Annotated in this window: 18 protein-coding genes; 9 read left to right on the forward strand and 9 right to left on the reverse strand. The window is 39.7% G+C overall.

Features of this window, described 5'->3' with window-relative positions:
• From ABI367_RS11780 to ABI367_RS11790, 3 genes are all read right to left on the reverse strand, one after another.
• Positions 1-312 (reverse strand): YjjG family noncanonical pyrimidine nucleotidase (locus ABI367_RS11780; protein ID WP_462227831.1); only part of this gene is annotated, 312 nt, incomplete at its 3' end.
• A 13-nt stretch (positions 313-325) separates the two neighbouring features.
• Entirely contained in the window at positions 326-607 is a 282-nt protein-coding gene (locus ABI367_RS11785) for a type II toxin-antitoxin system RelE/ParE family toxin (protein WP_462227833.1), read from the reverse strand.
• Positions 607-825: a hypothetical protein gene (locus ABI367_RS11790; protein WP_462227834.1), complete on the reverse strand. Its 219-nt coding sequence runs from the start codon at positions 823-825 to the stop codon at positions 607-609. Before ABI367_RS11790 ends, ABI367_RS11785 begins: the two co-directional genes overlap by 1 nt.
• A 178-nt stretch (positions 826-1,003) precedes the next feature.
• On the opposite strand from ABI367_RS11790, the gene ABI367_RS11795 reads away from it, so the two are divergent.
• From ABI367_RS11795 to ABI367_RS11805, 3 genes are all read left to right on the forward strand, one after another.
• On the forward strand, positions 1,004-1,237 hold the full coding sequence (locus tag ABI367_RS11795; RefSeq protein WP_462227836.1) for an addiction module protein: 234 nt from the start codon (positions 1,004-1,006) through the stop codon (positions 1,235-1,237).
• On the forward strand, positions 1,237-1,539 hold the full coding sequence (locus ABI367_RS11800; protein ID WP_462227837.1) for a type II toxin-antitoxin system RelE/ParE family toxin: 303 nt from the start codon (positions 1,237-1,239) through the stop codon (positions 1,537-1,539). Before ABI367_RS11795 ends, ABI367_RS11800 begins: the two co-directional genes overlap by 1 nt.
• Before the next feature lie 65 nt (positions 1,540-1,604).
• On the forward strand, positions 1,605-1,952 hold the full coding sequence (locus tag ABI367_RS11805) for a hypothetical protein (RefSeq protein WP_462227839.1): 348 nt from the start codon (positions 1,605-1,607) through the stop codon (positions 1,950-1,952).
• A gap of 42 nt (positions 1,953-1,994) precedes the next feature.
• Here ABI367_RS11805 and upp read toward each other — a convergent pair whose 3' ends face one another.
• Entirely contained in the window at positions 1,995-2,639 is a 645-nt protein-coding gene (gene upp, locus ABI367_RS11810; RefSeq protein WP_462227840.1) for a uracil phosphoribosyltransferase, read from the reverse strand.
• A 10-nt stretch (positions 2,640-2,649) separates the two neighbouring features.
• On the reverse strand, positions 2,650-3,726 hold the full coding sequence (locus ABI367_RS11815; protein WP_462227851.1) for an acyltransferase family protein: 1,077 nt from the start codon (positions 3,724-3,726) through the stop codon (positions 2,650-2,652).
• A gap of 141 nt (positions 3,727-3,867) precedes the next feature.
• Here ABI367_RS11815 and uvrB point away from each other — a divergent pair, with 141 nt between their 5' ends.
• From uvrB to ABI367_RS11845, 6 genes are all read left to right on the forward strand, one after another.
• Entirely contained in the window at positions 3,868-5,895 is a 2,028-nt protein-coding gene (uvrB, locus tag ABI367_RS11820; protein WP_462227841.1) for an excinuclease ABC subunit UvrB, read from the forward strand.
• A gap of 353 nt (positions 5,896-6,248) precedes the next feature.
• Positions 6,249-6,497 carry a DUF4834 domain-containing protein gene (locus ABI367_RS11825; RefSeq protein ID WP_462227842.1) on the forward strand — a complete coding sequence of 83 codons (249 nt, stop codon included), beginning with the start codon at positions 6,249-6,251 and terminating at the stop codon, positions 6,495-6,497.
• A gap of 58 nt (positions 6,498-6,555) precedes the next feature.
• Positions 6,556-6,792, forward strand: a complete 237-nt coding sequence (locus tag ABI367_RS11830; protein ID WP_462227843.1) for a hypothetical protein — start codon at positions 6,556-6,558, stop codon at positions 6,790-6,792.
• Between the two features lie 156 nt (positions 6,793-6,948).
• The gene (locus ABI367_RS11835) at positions 6,949-9,438 is read left to right on the forward strand and encodes a YfhO family protein (RefSeq protein ID WP_462227844.1); all 2,490 of its coding nucleotides are present in this window, start codon (positions 6,949-6,951) and stop codon (positions 9,436-9,438) included.
• A 331-nt stretch (positions 9,439-9,769) separates the two neighbouring features.
• Positions 9,770-10,000 carry a hypothetical protein gene (locus tag ABI367_RS11840; protein ID WP_462227845.1) on the forward strand — a complete coding sequence of 77 codons (231 nt, stop codon included), beginning with the start codon at positions 9,770-9,772 and terminating at the stop codon, positions 9,998-10,000.
• Positions 9,985-10,266 carry a type II toxin-antitoxin system RelE/ParE family toxin gene (locus ABI367_RS11845; protein WP_462227846.1) on the forward strand — a complete coding sequence of 94 codons (282 nt, stop codon included), beginning with the start codon at positions 9,985-9,987 and terminating at the stop codon, positions 10,264-10,266. The genes ABI367_RS11840 and ABI367_RS11845 overlap by 16 nt, the downstream gene beginning before the upstream one ends.
• Positions 10,267-10,269: 3 nt before the next feature.
• Here ABI367_RS11845 and trpC read toward each other — a convergent pair whose 3' ends face one another.
• The 4 genes from trpC to ABI367_RS11865 form a co-directional block, all read right to left on the reverse strand.
• The gene (gene trpC / locus ABI367_RS11850) at positions 10,270-11,052 is read right to left on the reverse strand and encodes an indole-3-glycerol phosphate synthase TrpC (RefSeq protein ID WP_462227847.1); all 783 of its coding nucleotides are present in this window, start codon (positions 11,050-11,052) and stop codon (positions 10,270-10,272) included.
• A 60-nt stretch (positions 11,053-11,112) separates the two neighbouring features.
• The gene (locus ABI367_RS11855) at positions 11,113-11,712 is read right to left on the reverse strand and encodes an anthranilate synthase component II (RefSeq protein ID WP_462227848.1); all 600 of its coding nucleotides are present in this window, start codon (positions 11,710-11,712) and stop codon (positions 11,113-11,115) included.
• A 117-nt stretch (positions 11,713-11,829) separates the two neighbouring features.
• Positions 11,830-13,242 carry an anthranilate synthase component I family protein gene (locus tag ABI367_RS11860; RefSeq protein WP_462227849.1) on the reverse strand — a complete coding sequence of 471 codons (1,413 nt, stop codon included), beginning with the start codon at positions 13,240-13,242 and terminating at the stop codon, positions 11,830-11,832.
• A 227-nt stretch (positions 13,243-13,469) separates the two neighbouring features.
• A complete protein-coding gene (locus ABI367_RS11865; protein ID WP_462227850.1) occupies positions 13,470-13,907 on the reverse strand; it encodes a cytochrome B in 438 nt (145 codons plus the stop codon).
• Between the last annotated feature and the right edge of the window lie 273 nt (positions 13,908-14,180).

Consider the following 14,180-nt stretch of genomic DNA (forward strand, 5'->3'; position numbering starts at 1 on the left):
GCATAGTTTTACATAAGCATCTTCAAAACCTTGGGGTATGTTATCGGGGTGAACGTCCAGATCCAAAAACGTTTTTCTAAATCGCTCCTCACGCAGGTGCTCCCTGGTTATTTTGCCCACATGGTAATCTGTCCAAAGCTGATGATTGTTACGAGTGTAGGTTTCAATGAACGCCTCCGGCGATGATAAACCGATAGCCTCTAACTGGTGAATAACATACAACTCCTGCAAAGCCTCCTCGGCATTTTTATCAAAATCCCAAATGGTATGGTCAAGATCGAAGAAGAGATGAGAGTATTTTGAATCAGGCATTAGCAATTTTCCATCAAAATAAATCAGAATGCGAACCTAATCTTAGCAAGATTATCTCATTGGCTTCGGATATCTCAAACCAAATAATAAGCAGGTCGGGCTTAATATGGGCTTCCCAATTATCCTTATAGTTTCCGGAAAGTTTATGAGGAGAATATTTTTTTTCTATGCCATCTGCACCACCTAATTGAAGTTTAGTTAAAAAATCAATTAAAAGATCGGCATTTTTGGCAGAACGCTTTTTTATAACCTTAACATCCTTTTTAAATTGATTGGTAGGTATTAAGGAAAACATTATAAGGATTTAATAAAAGATTTGATGTCTTTTATAGGCTCATTTAACCCTATTGATTTATGTGCGTTATCAATAGTTTTAGCAGTTAGTTTATTAGGGATCGGATTGTCATTAGCGGCTTCTGAAGATTGCGAATTATATTTCACACCCAACTCTTTAAGAAGCTGTTTAACTAAAGCGCTCTTTTTCTCAGGTACATTTATTATCAATGTTTCCATATACAAATATAATGTATTTTGAATATTGTATGAAAGCATCTTCGGCATTTTTATCAAAATCCCAGATGGTGTGGTCGAGGTCGAAGAAAAGGTGCTTGTATTTTGTTTGGTATTGAGACATGTCCAAAATTAGGTGTTTGTAATAAGCTATTAAATAATAAATTTTGTAAATTTGTTTATGAGTTTGCAATATCTATCGAACGAAAAAGGGCAGGTAACTGCTGTGCTGGTTCCAATTGAGGAATGGGATGTGCTTAAAAGTAAATTTCCTGGTCTTACTACCGTTGATAGTGATTTACCAAATTGGCAAAAGGAATTAATTGACACCCGTTTAAATGCCATCAAAGAAAATCCCAGCCGCGTTTTGCCGATAGATTCCCTTATTGCAGAACTGGATCACGAACAAGAATAATGACCTGGGAATTATTCTATTTTGATGAAGCACTTTTAGATATTCGCGATGCCAAAAAGTGGTATTTTCAACAGCAAAAAGGGTTAGAAAAACGTTTTGCCGATGATATTAAAAGATCGCTAAGCCATATACAAAAAGATCCTCTGCATTATGAAGTGCGATACAAGTCTGTTCGCTTAGCTCATTGTAATACTTTCCCATACTCTATTCACTTTTACATTGACGAACCGACCAATCGTGTAGTGATCATTGCTATTATACACCAACATCGCCACCCTGAATATACGAAAGAGAGACAATAAAATATTACCCGGCATTTTTTTATTTCGGATTTCGAATTTTCGATTTCGATTGTACTTTTAGAATAATGAATGAAAAGAGTGAAAAGCTGGGGAATATAATAGTTTTCTCCATATTAATACCTTTAGTTACAGCAATAGTTTATTGTAATTATGGCTATCGTCCCGCCATTGCAATGCTTGTCTTTTTTGCAGGAATGTATTGTTATTTTAATTGGTTCCTAAATATTACTTTATGTATTAAGTACAAAACTTTAAAAGGTTTCACACCCCAATTAATCTTATACGCGATTTTAAGTGTTGCACTTTTGATTATAAGCTATTACTTTTTTGGTAGCTTATTTACTATAAAAAATTTCTATGCAACATTGGTGATTTTTATAGGGCAATTATTTTTTATGTTCAAAAAAATCTAAAAATAAATCCGAAATCGAAAATCCGAAATTCGAAATCTTTCCCTAAACCTTCTCCCCAAACGCCAAATCCCCGGCATCACCTAAGCCTGGAACGATATACGCCTTGCTGGTCATTTCTTCATCAATGGCGCAAACCCATATTTTGGCTTTGGGCAGGTTGGCGCGCACGTGTTCAATGCCTTCGGCGCTGGCAATAACGGCGGCTATGTGCAGGTCCTTTATGGTGTATTGGGCCATAAGCTGTTTGCAAACCTCCACTATGCTTTGTCCGGTGGCCAGCATGGTGTCGCATAAAATAAAGGTCTTGCCATCAAGGTTGGGGGTGGATATATGGTCGATATTGATCACAAAATTTCCTGTCTTTTTTACCTTGCGGTAGGCTGTTATGAACGTCGCGTTGGCCTGGTCGAACATATTTAAAAACCCTTGCTGAAACGGCAATCCGGCCCTTAGGATAACTCCAATTACCGGCTGATCGGCAGGCACATTAATATTGCACTCGCCCAGCGGGGTTTGTACCTCCTGCTCCACATAGCTTAGCTTTTTACTGATCTCATACGCCATGATCTCGCCCAGGCGTTCCTGGCTGCGGCGGAAACGCAGCCTGTCCTTTTGGGCAACCACGTCGCGCATTTCGGCCAGGTACTGGTTACCGATGGTATTGGTTTTGTTGAGTACAAAGATCATAATGATATACCTAGGCTTTTATTTTGTTAAGTCTTCTTTGCCTTATTCTTTCAATTTTTTTCGCTACTAATTCATTCAACAATATTGAGACACCAATTGTTGCCAATAAAACAATTAATATCGAATAAATTGAGTGCGGAAAAAGACTTGCAGTAAAGGCGATTATCAAGTTATGCAATATGTATATCGGATAGGATAATTCGCCAACATATCTATCAAATTTCCACTTATTTGTATGTAAAAAAATAAAAGGCAGCGCAATAAATAATAAACTTAAATACAAGTATTGCCTAACCTGCCCGGGTATTGCCCAATACATTAATGTAAACAAGCAAACCATAAGCAATATACCATTTAAATAAATGATATTTATTTTAAAGCCCTTTATTCTGTTGTAAATAATGTAGGAGATATAGCCTAAAAGAAACAAGTGCATTTCGGCAGGAAAAAACCGGTATGTCCATGGGTCGTGGTTCAACCCGCAATAAAATAGCAATACTTTTATGCTGATTGATATAACTATTAGAACGATTACAACCCTAACGCTACGCTTTAATATAAATGGGGCCAACAAATAAAATAACAGTTCAAGACTGATTGTCCATGCTTGCGGAACAAACAAAAAATGGTATAATTGAGGATCAACTGCCTGGAAATTAGTTGTAAAAAATAATAAACCAGTGGCTTTGTTAAACCCAAGAAATAGCAGCCAATCCTGAAAAAAGATGCAGATGTTGGTAAAAATTAAAAAAGCTGTATTTAAAAGTCCCATCTGCCCTGAATACTGCTGATATGCGCTTAAAGGTGCATCCGGCTGGTGTAGTATAAAAAACCTCATCAGCGAATAACCAACTGTTATGACGAGCACTAACCAGTATAAAGGGAATATCCGAAGAAACCGGTTTGTTATAAATAACTTATAAGAGTTATTTGACCCAACATACTTTTCATGGAGTATGAGCGACATGTAAAAACCTGAAATTATATAAAAAGCCTCTACCGCAATGTCTCCTCCAACTATTTTTGAAGAAAAACCAGCATGCCCTAAAAGCACAGCAATAGCTAATAAAATACGTATCAGGCCCATATTTATAACCACAATATAAGGATAATAACCTATATAACGCCTACTGACATACCCTTGTCACAATCGCATATTTACTTTGTAGTACGGCGTAACATTAAACGCCTTCAATCGTTGCTACTAATCGTTAACTTTGTACTATAAATGGATTTTAAATTAACCTCGCAATATAAACCCACCGGCGACCAGCCCTCAGCTATAAAGCAACTGGTTCAAGGTGTAAATAACCAGGACCCTTTTCAAACGCTGCTGGGGGTTACCGGCTCGGGTAAAACGTTTACCATTGCCAACGTTATACAGCAAACGCAAAAGCCTACGCTGGTGCTTAGTCATAACAAAACGTTGGCGGCGCAGCTGTATGGCGAGTTTAAGCAGTTTTTCCCGGAGAACGCGGTAAACTACTTTGTATCCTATTATGATTATTACCAGCCCGAAGCTTTTATACCTACCACTAATACCTATATTGAAAAGGACCTGCAAATAAACGAGGAGATAGAAAAATTGCGCCTGCGCACTACATCCGCATTAATGAGCGGCAGGCGCGATGTGATTGTGGTATCGTCCATTTCCTGCATTTACGGTATGGGTAACCCAGAGGATTTTGCCAACTCGGTATTTAAATTTGCCGTGGGCACCCGCATTAGCCGGAATGCTTTTTTGCACAGACTAGTTGAAATTTTATATGCCCGTACCACAGCCGATTTTAAACGCGGCACTTTCAGGGTGAAGGGCGATACGGTGGATATTTTTCCGGCTTATATGGACCATGCCTATCGAATATCTTTTTTCGGTGATGACATTGAGGAGTTAAGCGCTTTCGATGTTTCTACAGGGAAAACGATAGAGAAAATGACCCACATGGTGCTGTACCCGGCCAACTTATACGTTGCCCCGCGCGAGCGTTTTACCCAAAGCATCTGGGCCATACAGGAAGAGTTGGAAACCCGCAAAAAACAGTTTATTGACGATGGCCGCTTTTTAGAAGCCAAGCGACTGGAAGAAAGGGTTAATTACGACCTGGAGATGATACGTGAGCTGGGGTATTGCTCGGGTATTGAAAATTATTCGCGCTTTTTTGATGGCCGCGCACCAGGGATGAGGCCCTTCTGCTTACTGGATTATTTCCCGGATGATTACCTGATGGTGATTGACGAGAGTCACGTTACCGTACCGCAAATACGTGCCATGTATGGCGGTGACCGGTCGCGCAAAATATCGCTGGTTGATTATGGTTTCCGTTTACCTGCGGCAATGGATAACCGCCCGCTAAACTTCCAGGAGTTTGAGCGGCTGGCCCCACAAACCATCTACGTAAGTGCCACCCCTGCCGATTTTGAACTGGAAAAATCGGGCGGTGTAGTAGTGGAACAGGTGATACGCCCTACAGGCTTGCTTGATCCGATAATTGAAGTGCGCCCGGTTATTAACCAGGTGGATGATTTATTGGACGAAGTGGATAAAACCATTAAAATGGGCGACCGCGTGCTGGTAACTACCCTCACCAAACGCATGGCCGAGGAACTGGCCAAATACATGGACCGACTGGGCATTAAATGCCGTTACATACACAGCGAGGTTAAAACCCTGCAAAGGGTTGAAATATTACGCGGACTACGTCTGGGTGAGTTTGATGTGCTGATAGGCATCAATTTGCTGCGCGAGGGATTGGATTTGCCCGAAGTATCGTTAGTGGCTATTTTGGATGCGGATAAGGAAGGCTTTTTACGTTCAGAGCGTTCATTGATACAAACCATAGGTCGCGCCGCCCGTAATGACCGGGGACGTGTAATTATGTATGCCGATAAAATTACCGACTCGATGCGGATAACGATGGAAGAAACCAACCGCCGCCGTGATATACAGATAAAATACAATACCGAGCATGGTATTACGCCGCTAACGGTTGGTAAATCCAGAGAGGAAATTATTGAGCAAACATCCGTTGTTGATTTTAAGGGCGGGGTACAAAAGGCTTATGTAGAAACCGATATGATCACCCTGGCTGCCGACCCTATTGTACAATATATGAGCAAAGGCGACCTGAAAAAATCAATCGACAATACCAAGAAAGATATGCTTGCCGCCGCCAAGGACATGGACTTTTTGCGTGCCGCCAAGTTGCGCGATGAAATGTTTGCGCTGGAGAAAATGATGGAAGAGAAGTTTTCGTAATTAACCCCGTATGTCATTTCGAGCGACAGCGAGAAATCTATACATAAGCAGGTCGTTAGCTTAGCGCGTGTATAGATCTCTCACTATGTTCGAGATGACAATACTTATAGTTTTTTTTTAACTTGTCATTTCGAGTGATAACGAGAAAACTATACACAAGCAAGGCGGCTTGATTACGTGTGTATAGATCTCTCACTATGTTCGAGGATGACAAGAGGAGTTGTCGAAATGACATTCTGATTATTTTATTCTTGTAACAAATCCCCATATTCATCCATCAAATTGTTGTGTAAAATCATAAGCAAACATTTTACACGTTTATGTTATTATATTTGTACGCTTAATTTAACGAGATGATACTTATTCGCTTTTTAATTATATCCATATTAATATTATATGTAGTGCGTGCCATTATGCGCCTGCTATTGCCTTTTCTTTTTCAAAGCGTGGTAAATAAAGCGCAACAGCATACACAACAAAATTACAAACGCCCTGAGCAGCCAACAGGCCGGGTTAAGGTAGATTACATCCCCGAAGGGAAAAAAAGCAATATACCTGATAGCGAGGGCGAGTTTGTAGATTATGAAGAGGTAAAAAAATAGAATGATCCCCGAGGAGCTATACAAGCGTAGGCGCAGGCATAATAATACCCCCTCGTCTATGTTGCTTGTACTCACCAACTATATTGTATTGGCGGTAGCCATATCCCTGTTTACATCCTGCAATCATATCAACTGGTTTTTTTGGGTAATAGCCGGTTTTTTGGCTTTATACAACTTTTTCAATATCCGCCGCAATCGCGAGGAGTATACCCGGGTAGTTATTATTAGCTATATTACAGGCATCATCCTGCTATTTGGCGTGGCATTTTATTGGATAACCTCCCAAAATTGTTAGGTTATGGTTGATTGGGTTTATTAGGTGAGGGCTTGATTAAGTTATAAGGTTTTTTTGAGCAACTACGCACTTAATTAACATAAAAAACCAATCAACATAAAAATCTGCTACAAATTTCTATTTTTGAAGATTATAATAACCACTCAACAAACTTAAATGAATAACTGGTTCAAGCGCAATGGCATCCATTTTGCCATTATCGGCATATTTTTGGCAATATGTTTTCTTTATTTTACACCAGCGTTTCAGGGTAAAACCCTGGGCCAGGTTGACGTAACGGGGGCACAATCAACCCAAACAGAAATAAACAGCTATAAAGCTAAGGACACCACTATATTATGGACCAACCAGATATTTGGCGGTATGCCAACCTTCCAGATATGGGCACCATACCCCAATAATATTACCACCCCTATTATACGCGTAATAAAGGCGGTGTTTCCCAACCCAATTGATACGGTTTTGATACTGCTTATAGGCACTTACTTTTTATTTTTGGTATTAAAGCTTAACCCGTGGCTGGCTGCTGCGGGAGCCATTGCGTTTACGTTTTCGTCATACAATATAATTTACCTTGCCGCAGGGCACTCCAACCAGGCCTTTGCCATAGCATTTTTTGCGCCCATACTGGCCAGTATTATTTTAACCCTGCGTGGAAAATATGTATTAGGGGCATCATTAACGGCCTTGTTTTTAGCCATTGAGATAAGAGCAAACCACATACAAATGACCTATTATTTAATGTTTGCCATTATCATATTGGTATGCATTGAATTATATCATGCTATTAAAGCTAAAACAACCCCGGCCTTTTTAAAATCATTAGGTTATTTAGCTACAGGTATAGTGTTGGCCATTGTAGTAAATGCCTCCATACTTTGGAGTACCTATGAGTATGGAAAGGATACCATCCGCGGCAAATCTAACCTTACTTCGATTAAAGAGCCGAGTAATGGTTTGGATAAAGATTATGCTTACCAATATAGCCAGGGCGTAGGCGAATGTCTTACCTTTTTAATTCCAAACGCTTACGGCGGGGGCAGTGGCACTGAGGTATTGGACCAAAACTCCGAGACTGCCAAAGTATTTTTAGCCAAAGGTTTACCAGAAGCTGATGCCGTAAAATATGCCGATCAAATAGGCGGAGGCGCTGTACAGGGGTTGGGCACTTACTGGGGCAATAAACAACCATCTACCAGTGGTCCCTGGTATTTTGGCGCTGTTATTTGCTTTTTGTTTGTATTTGGTTTGCTGGTGGTAAAAAACCGGGCAAAATGGTGGCTGTTAGGTACAGTTGTATTAACTGTGTTGTTATCATTCGGTAACAACTGGCCATTTTTGTCTGATATTTTCTTTAATTACTTCCCGCTTTACAACAAGTTCAGGGCGGTTGAATCTATATTGGCGGTAACCAGCCTATGCTTCCCTATACTGGCATTTTTGGCCATTAAAGAAACTATTGAAGAACGGGATAATGCCCGCCTATTTAAAAAATTAAAATTAACACTTTATATAGTTGGCGGCTTAACGCTATTAATTATTGTACTGCCTGATATGCTTTTAAGCTTCAGAGCCACCAACCAGGCCGACGGCGTAACTATGCTTACTCAGGCTTTTCAGGGCGATAATGCCATGGCTAATAGCGTAGCTAACGCCATAGTTAAGGACCGAATAGGCCTTGCCCGCGCAGATGCTATACGCACGTTAATATTTATACTGATAACCTTTGGCATACTTTGGGCATTTATTAAACATAAAATAAATGTTAGCTTATTATCCGCTGCGTTTTTAATATTGATACTGGTGGATATGTGGCAGATAGATAAACGCTATTTGAAAGAGGATAGCTTTGAGGATAAAAAAGACTCGCTTGCCCCGGCACCGCGCGAGGTTGACCAGTTTATACAGCGTGATACCGATCCTGATTTTAGGGTATTTGACGCGACACAAGGCCTGTTGAATGATACCTTCAACCCGTTTTTTCATAAAACATTTGGAGGCTACTCTGCCGCGCGGTTAAAACGTATCCAGGAATTGGTTGACGGGCAATTTAGCAAAAGCATTAACCATGATGTTTTGGATATGATGAATGTTAAGTACATCATAAGTGCTGACCAAAAAACACAATCCAGCAATATGTCCGTTAACCAAACCGCATGTGGCCATGCCTGGTTTGTAAAGGATATTAAATTTGCTAAAAATGCCGACGAAGAAATGCAGGCTATCAGTAGCTTTGACCCTAAAAATTCGGCTATTGTTGATAAGCGTTACAGCAGTCTGATAGATAAAAACCAATTAGCTGTTGACACAAACGCCAGCATTAAATTGGTAAGTTATAACCCGGATCATATGATTTATGAATCAGGATCAACCGCTAACCAAATAGCCGTATTCTCTGAAATATACTATGACAAAGGCTGGAAGATGCTGATAGACGGCAAAGAGCAACCCTACTTCCGTGCTGATTATGTTTTGCGCGCCGCGGAAATACCGGTTGGCAACCATAAAGTTGAGTTTATTTTCCACCCGGCATCTTATTATACCGGTGAGGGTATATCATTGGCAGGCTCCATATTATTGGTACTGTCATTAGGCTTTGCAGGTTATACCGAAAGCAGGAAGAAACCTACAGGGAAGAAAGCGTAAGCTGATTGAAATTTCATTAAAGGCGATGAAGATCTTCATCGCCTTTTTTGTTTTATCAACCCCCTCCCCGAGCGTATAAAAAAGTATTACTATAACCCCTTCACACACACCCCTTATCGCCGCGCCGGTATCCTGCTCTTTCATAAAATTTTCGCTAATTAAAACCCCACTAAAACCGCACGCTCCTGCTTAATGGCTGTATCATAAAATTTTTGTTTCATTCAATATTGATTTAACAATCAAAGTACCAAGTTACGAAAACTGGCATTAGTGTTGTTTTGATTAAAGTTTTGTGACAAAATATCAGCTAAAAAATATTTAACTTTATATCATGACACTAATTGAGTTAAAAGAATCCCTTCATAAAAAAATCGACAATCTAAATGATGCTGATCGTTTAGAAATGCTGAATACAATTATTAGCAGTTATAAAGATGATGTGTTTATTGTTCCTGAACACATGAAAGAAGGTATAAGGCAGGGGCATAATGATATAAAAAAAGGTGATTTTATTACCATGGAAGAATTGGAAAAGAAATATGAAAAATGGCTAAAAGAATAGTCTTTTCCAAAAAAGCAGAAATTGATTTAGAGCGGATTATCACATTCAATAATTTAAGGAATAAATCTGATAACTATTCCAAACAATTTTTTTTAAAGCTTACAAGAAGATTAAAATCACTATTAAAACAACCTGCAACCGGTGTTAAAACAGATGCGGAAGATTTATTACTAATTTGGGATAAATACTATGTGTTTTACTATTACGATGAGGTAATTATAACAGTCACATCCATCTATCATCAAAAGGAAAATGTAATACGCTAATTACTACAATCCCTTCACAAACTCCCTTATCGCCGCGCCGGGATCCTGCTCTTTCATAAAATTTTCGCCAATTAAAAACCCATTAAAACCGGCTTGCTTAAGGCTTTTAATAATTTCGGTATTGCTGATGGCGCTTTCGGATATTTTTAAAAACTCCGCAGGGATATGCCCGGCTAATTGAAACGACGTATCTACCGATACCGTAAAATCGGCCAGGTTACGGTTATTTACCCCGATGGCGTCTAAATTAGGATTAATGCTGCGTTGTAGTTCTTCCAGGTTATGCACCTCTAACAATACATTCAAGCCTAAACTTTTAGCTAATGATGCCAGGGTCTGTATTTCGGCAGGGGTTAATATTGCCGCTATCAGTAAAATAATATCTGCACCCCAGGCTTTGGCTTCCAGCACCTGGTACTCATCAATCATAAAATCCTTACGCAACAGCGGGATGGTGTTAGCATCGCGCGCCGCTATCAGGTCGGGTTTATCACCCATAAAAAAATTGCGGTCAGTTAATACCGAAAGCGCCGAGGCGCCCGCTGCCGCGTAAGCACTGGTAACTTCCTTAACGCTTACTTTATCATTTATGATCCCTTTTGATGGCGATTTACGCTTAAACTCGGCTATGATACCGGTACGATCCGGTGCCAGTAAAAACTCGCGGAAGGAATACGGTGTACGATTGAAAAACTCAGATGCTTCCAGTTGCGCAATAGAAACATTGCTCTTTGCAACCTCAATCTCTACCTTTTTATTAAGTACTATTTTATCAAGAATATTCATAAACCCCCTAGCTCCCTAAAGGGGGAACCATTTGTTATAATTTTATTATTAATTGAACCCCTACAATACACCCCCTTTAGGGGGTTGGGGGGCTAACCAATTCTGCATCATTTCTTTTCCGTACTCCGTTAATATTGATTCGGGGTGAAACTGTACGCCCCGCACATCATATGTTTTATGCCTTATAGCCATAGCCGAGTTATCAACTTCATCAATAGCAGTTACTGTTAACACATCAGGTATAGCCTTTTCGTCAACCACCCACGAGTGATAGCGGCCAACTTTAAAGGTTTGCGGCAAATCGGTAAATAACTTTTCTGTATCGTCAGTAACGGTTATTGGGGTGGCAATGCCATGCATGGGCTGTTTTAAATTATATAGCTTGCCGCCAAAAACTTCGGCAATGGCTTGCTGGCCCAAACACACGCCAAAAATACTTTTTGTTGGTGCATATTTTTCAATTACATCCAGCAACAAACCCGCTTCGGACGGTATACCCGGCCCCGGCGAAAGAATTATTTTATCGTAAGCGTCAACATCTTCCAGCTTAAATTGGTCATTGCGCCATACATCGCATTGTAAACCAATTTCATTAACTAAATGTACCAGGTTATAGGTAAACGAATCGTAATTGTCAATTATTAATATTCTATCTTTCATTTTTCACACGCTCCCAACTTCTTTAATTAAACAGCAGGATCAACACTAATACGCTTTATTGGATTGCAGGGTTACTCCTATTTTGTTTAAAACCAAAATGCGTATCATTAATTTATTTTATATTTCTTCGGCCATCTCAATTGCTTTACGCAGGGCCGCAATTTTATTGTTTACTTCATTTAACTCGCTCTCGGCAACAGAGCCGGCTACAATGCCTGCCCCGGCCTGATAATGTAAAGTATTGTTTTTACTTAAAAACGAGCGTATCATAATGGCGTGGTTAAAGTCGCCGTTAAAGCCTAAGTAGCCAATAGCGCCGCTGTAAAAGCTGCGTTTTATATTTTCGTTCTCGTCAATAATCTCCATAGCGCGGTACTTGGGTGCGCCGCTTAAAGTACCTGCCGGAAAGGTATCGGCAACAACTTTAAATGAAGGTACACCCGGCAGCAGCTTACCGCTAACCTGCGATACTAAATGTATCAGATGCGAGTAGTATTGTACCTCTTTAAACGCCTTAACTTCTACCTGCTCACAATGGCGGCTCAGATCATTACGGGCCAGGTCAACCAACATTACATGCTCTGATGATTCTTTTGGGTCATTTTTAAGGTTTAGGGCTATCTCAGCATCTTTTTCATCATCGCCGCTGCGTTTAAAAGTGCCGGCAATAGGATATATGGTAGCTACCCTGTTTTTTATAGTGATCTGCGCCTCGGGCGATGAACCAAATATCCGGAAATTGCCAAAGTCAAAATAAAATAAATAAGGCGACGGGTTAATAGAGCGCAACGCGCGGTAAACATTAAATTCATCGCCGGTAAATTGTTTGGAGAAAGCCCTTGATGGCACTATCTGGAAAACATCACCACGATAAATATGCTGTTTCATTTTCTCCACAATGGCCATAAACGCTTCGTTGGTTAAGTTTGACTGCTCGTCATCCTTGCTTTGAAAACCGTATTCGGGGAAGTTTTTATTTTTTATCAGGTCCTCTATTTTCTGGATACCTGCTCCGACTATATCCTCATTCTCAAACTGGTTATAAAATATATATAACTCATTTTTAAAGTGGTCAATGGCTATAATGTAACGGTACACATGGTACTGCATTACCGGTATAGCGCGTGTGGTGTCGTCGCTTTGCTTTAGCTTAATTGTTTCATAATGCTCAACCGCCTCGTGGGTAAAATAACCAAATAAGCCGTTAGCTGCAGCTTTTAACGCAATCTCGGTGGTTTCAAACCGGTTTAAAAAATCATTAATATGGGCGGTTAGCTCAAATTGTCCGGCTTCGTAAGTTTCTGTATGTCCACCCGGATAGCTTTCTTTTAAAACGTCATTATTTAATATTAAGCCCGCAATAGGCTCGCAGCAAACATAGCTCATGCTGTTTTCGCGGCTATGGTAGTCTGAGCTTTCCAGTAGCAGCGAGTTTGGGAACACGTCGCGTAAACGAAGGTAGATGCTTACTGGCGTAGTTGTATCGGCCAGTAGCTTTTTATAAGTAGTTATAATTTTATATTTTTTCATTTGTTGTGATATCCAAATTTTAGTAAAACAAAAAACCCAGCGAATGAGGGTCGCCGGGTTTCCTTATTAGGTTTGCAATTGATTAGTGTGCTCTGATCAAAAAGAATTATCCGGCTGCCAAAATTAATGGGCGCCACCAGCTATTAATATTTTTGTTTTTGATCATTGTGGTCGCAAATTTATAAAGAAAATTGAATTAGCAAACTTTTTAAGCACTTTTTTTCAAACTATTTTAAAATGGGGATATGCCCCGCTGCCAATGTACCCACCACTATTAACAAAGCAATAAGGTAATATAGGGCTATGGTTTTATGTTTAACCTCTGGTAAAACAATTTTTTTAGACTTGCTATGGCCTATGGTAATTAACACAATAGCTATAACCATACCCACCCAATGCTCTACCGCGAAATAGCGTAAGGTGCTATTTTTCATAGTTTCGCTATTAAACCGCACCATAGGGCTGATGATGTATAATACAATACCAATAAGCAATTGGGTATGTACCGATATCAGGGTAAACAGGTTGATCTTGCGGTTACCTTCGGTATAAGGGCTTTTGTTTATCCAGCCTATCAATGATTGGATAATAGCCAGTATTAACAATACCAATACCACATACCTGAAACCGGAGTGTAAATGCTGAATTATATTATATGCGTCCATTTTTGAAATTTTTTTGTACGAATATACGACTAGGATTTATAGGATTATAAGATTTAAGGATTAACTATCATTTTTAGATAGAAACTGTAGAATCTTACCACAGCAGTGGCTTATCCAACCTCTTACAATGTCGTTTTTACCCATCATTAAAATAAATGCTGTTGGTTATATTTGATCTGTAATTAAATGATAATGAAAGGCCAGCCAGCAAAAAATATTGACGAATATATAGCCGCTTTCCCGATGGACGTGCAAGAAAAGCTGCAAAAAATA

Source organism: Mucilaginibacter sp. (genome assembly GCF_039935595.1).
In the GTDB taxonomy this organism is placed as follows: domain Bacteria; phylum Bacteroidota; class Bacteroidia; order Sphingobacteriales; family Sphingobacteriaceae; genus Mucilaginibacter.

What these genes read in the sequence shown, in the direction of transcription:
- ABI367_RS11825 (WP_462227842.1), top strand. Translation starts at nt 6,249, where the DNA reads ATGATACTTATTCGCTTTTTAATTATATCCATATTAATATTATATGTA.
- ABI367_RS11805 (WP_462227839.1), top strand. Translation starts at nt 1,605, where the DNA reads ATGAATGAAAAGAGTGAAAAGCTGGGGAATATAATAGTTTTCTCCATA.
- ABI367_RS11815 (WP_462227851.1), bottom strand. Translation starts at nt 3,726, where the DNA reads ATGGGCCTGATACGTATTTTATTAGCTATTGCTGTGCTTTTAGGGCAT.
- ABI367_RS11790 (WP_462227834.1), bottom strand. Translation starts at nt 825, where the DNA reads ATGGAAACATTGATAATAAATGTACCTGAGAAAAAGAGCGCTTTAGTT.
- ABI367_RS11860 (WP_462227849.1), bottom strand. Translation starts at nt 13,242, where the DNA reads ATGAAAAAATATAAAATTATAACTACTTATAAAAAGCTACTGGCCGAT.
- ABI367_RS11835 (WP_462227844.1), top strand. Translation starts at nt 6,949, where the DNA reads ATGAATAACTGGTTCAAGCGCAATGGCATCCATTTTGCCATTATCGGC.
- ABI367_RS11855 (WP_462227848.1), bottom strand. Translation starts at nt 11,712, where the DNA reads ATGAAAGATAGAATATTAATAATTGACAATTACGATTCGTTTACCTAT.
- trpC (WP_462227847.1), bottom strand. Translation starts at nt 11,052, where the DNA reads ATGAATATTCTTGATAAAATAGTACTTAATAAAAAGGTAGAGATTGAG.
- upp (WP_462227840.1), bottom strand. Translation starts at nt 2,639, where the DNA reads ATGATCTTTGTACTCAACAAAACCAATACCATCGGTAACCAGTACCTG.
- uvrB (WP_462227841.1), top strand. Translation starts at nt 3,868, where the DNA reads ATGGATTTTAAATTAACCTCGCAATATAAACCCACCGGCGACCAGCCC.
- ABI367_RS11800 (WP_462227837.1), top strand. Translation starts at nt 1,237, where the DNA reads ATGACCTGGGAATTATTCTATTTTGATGAAGCACTTTTAGATATTCGC.
- ABI367_RS11785 (WP_462227833.1), bottom strand. Translation starts at nt 607, where the DNA reads ATGTTTTCCTTAATACCTACCAATCAATTTAAAAAGGATGTTAAGGTT.
- ABI367_RS11830 (WP_462227843.1), top strand. Translation starts at nt 6,556, where the DNA reads ATGTTGCTTGTACTCACCAACTATATTGTATTGGCGGTAGCCATATCC.
- ABI367_RS11845 (WP_462227846.1), top strand. Translation starts at nt 9,985, where the DNA reads ATGGCTAAAAGAATAGTCTTTTCCAAAAAAGCAGAAATTGATTTAGAG.
- ABI367_RS11840 (WP_462227845.1), top strand. Translation starts at nt 9,770, where the DNA reads ATGACACTAATTGAGTTAAAAGAATCCCTTCATAAAAAAATCGACAAT.
- ABI367_RS11865 (WP_462227850.1), bottom strand. Translation starts at nt 13,907, where the DNA reads ATGGACGCATATAATATAATTCAGCATTTACACTCCGGTTTCAGGTAT.
- ABI367_RS11795 (WP_462227836.1), top strand. Translation starts at nt 1,004, where the DNA reads ATGAGTTTGCAATATCTATCGAACGAAAAAGGGCAGGTAACTGCTGTG.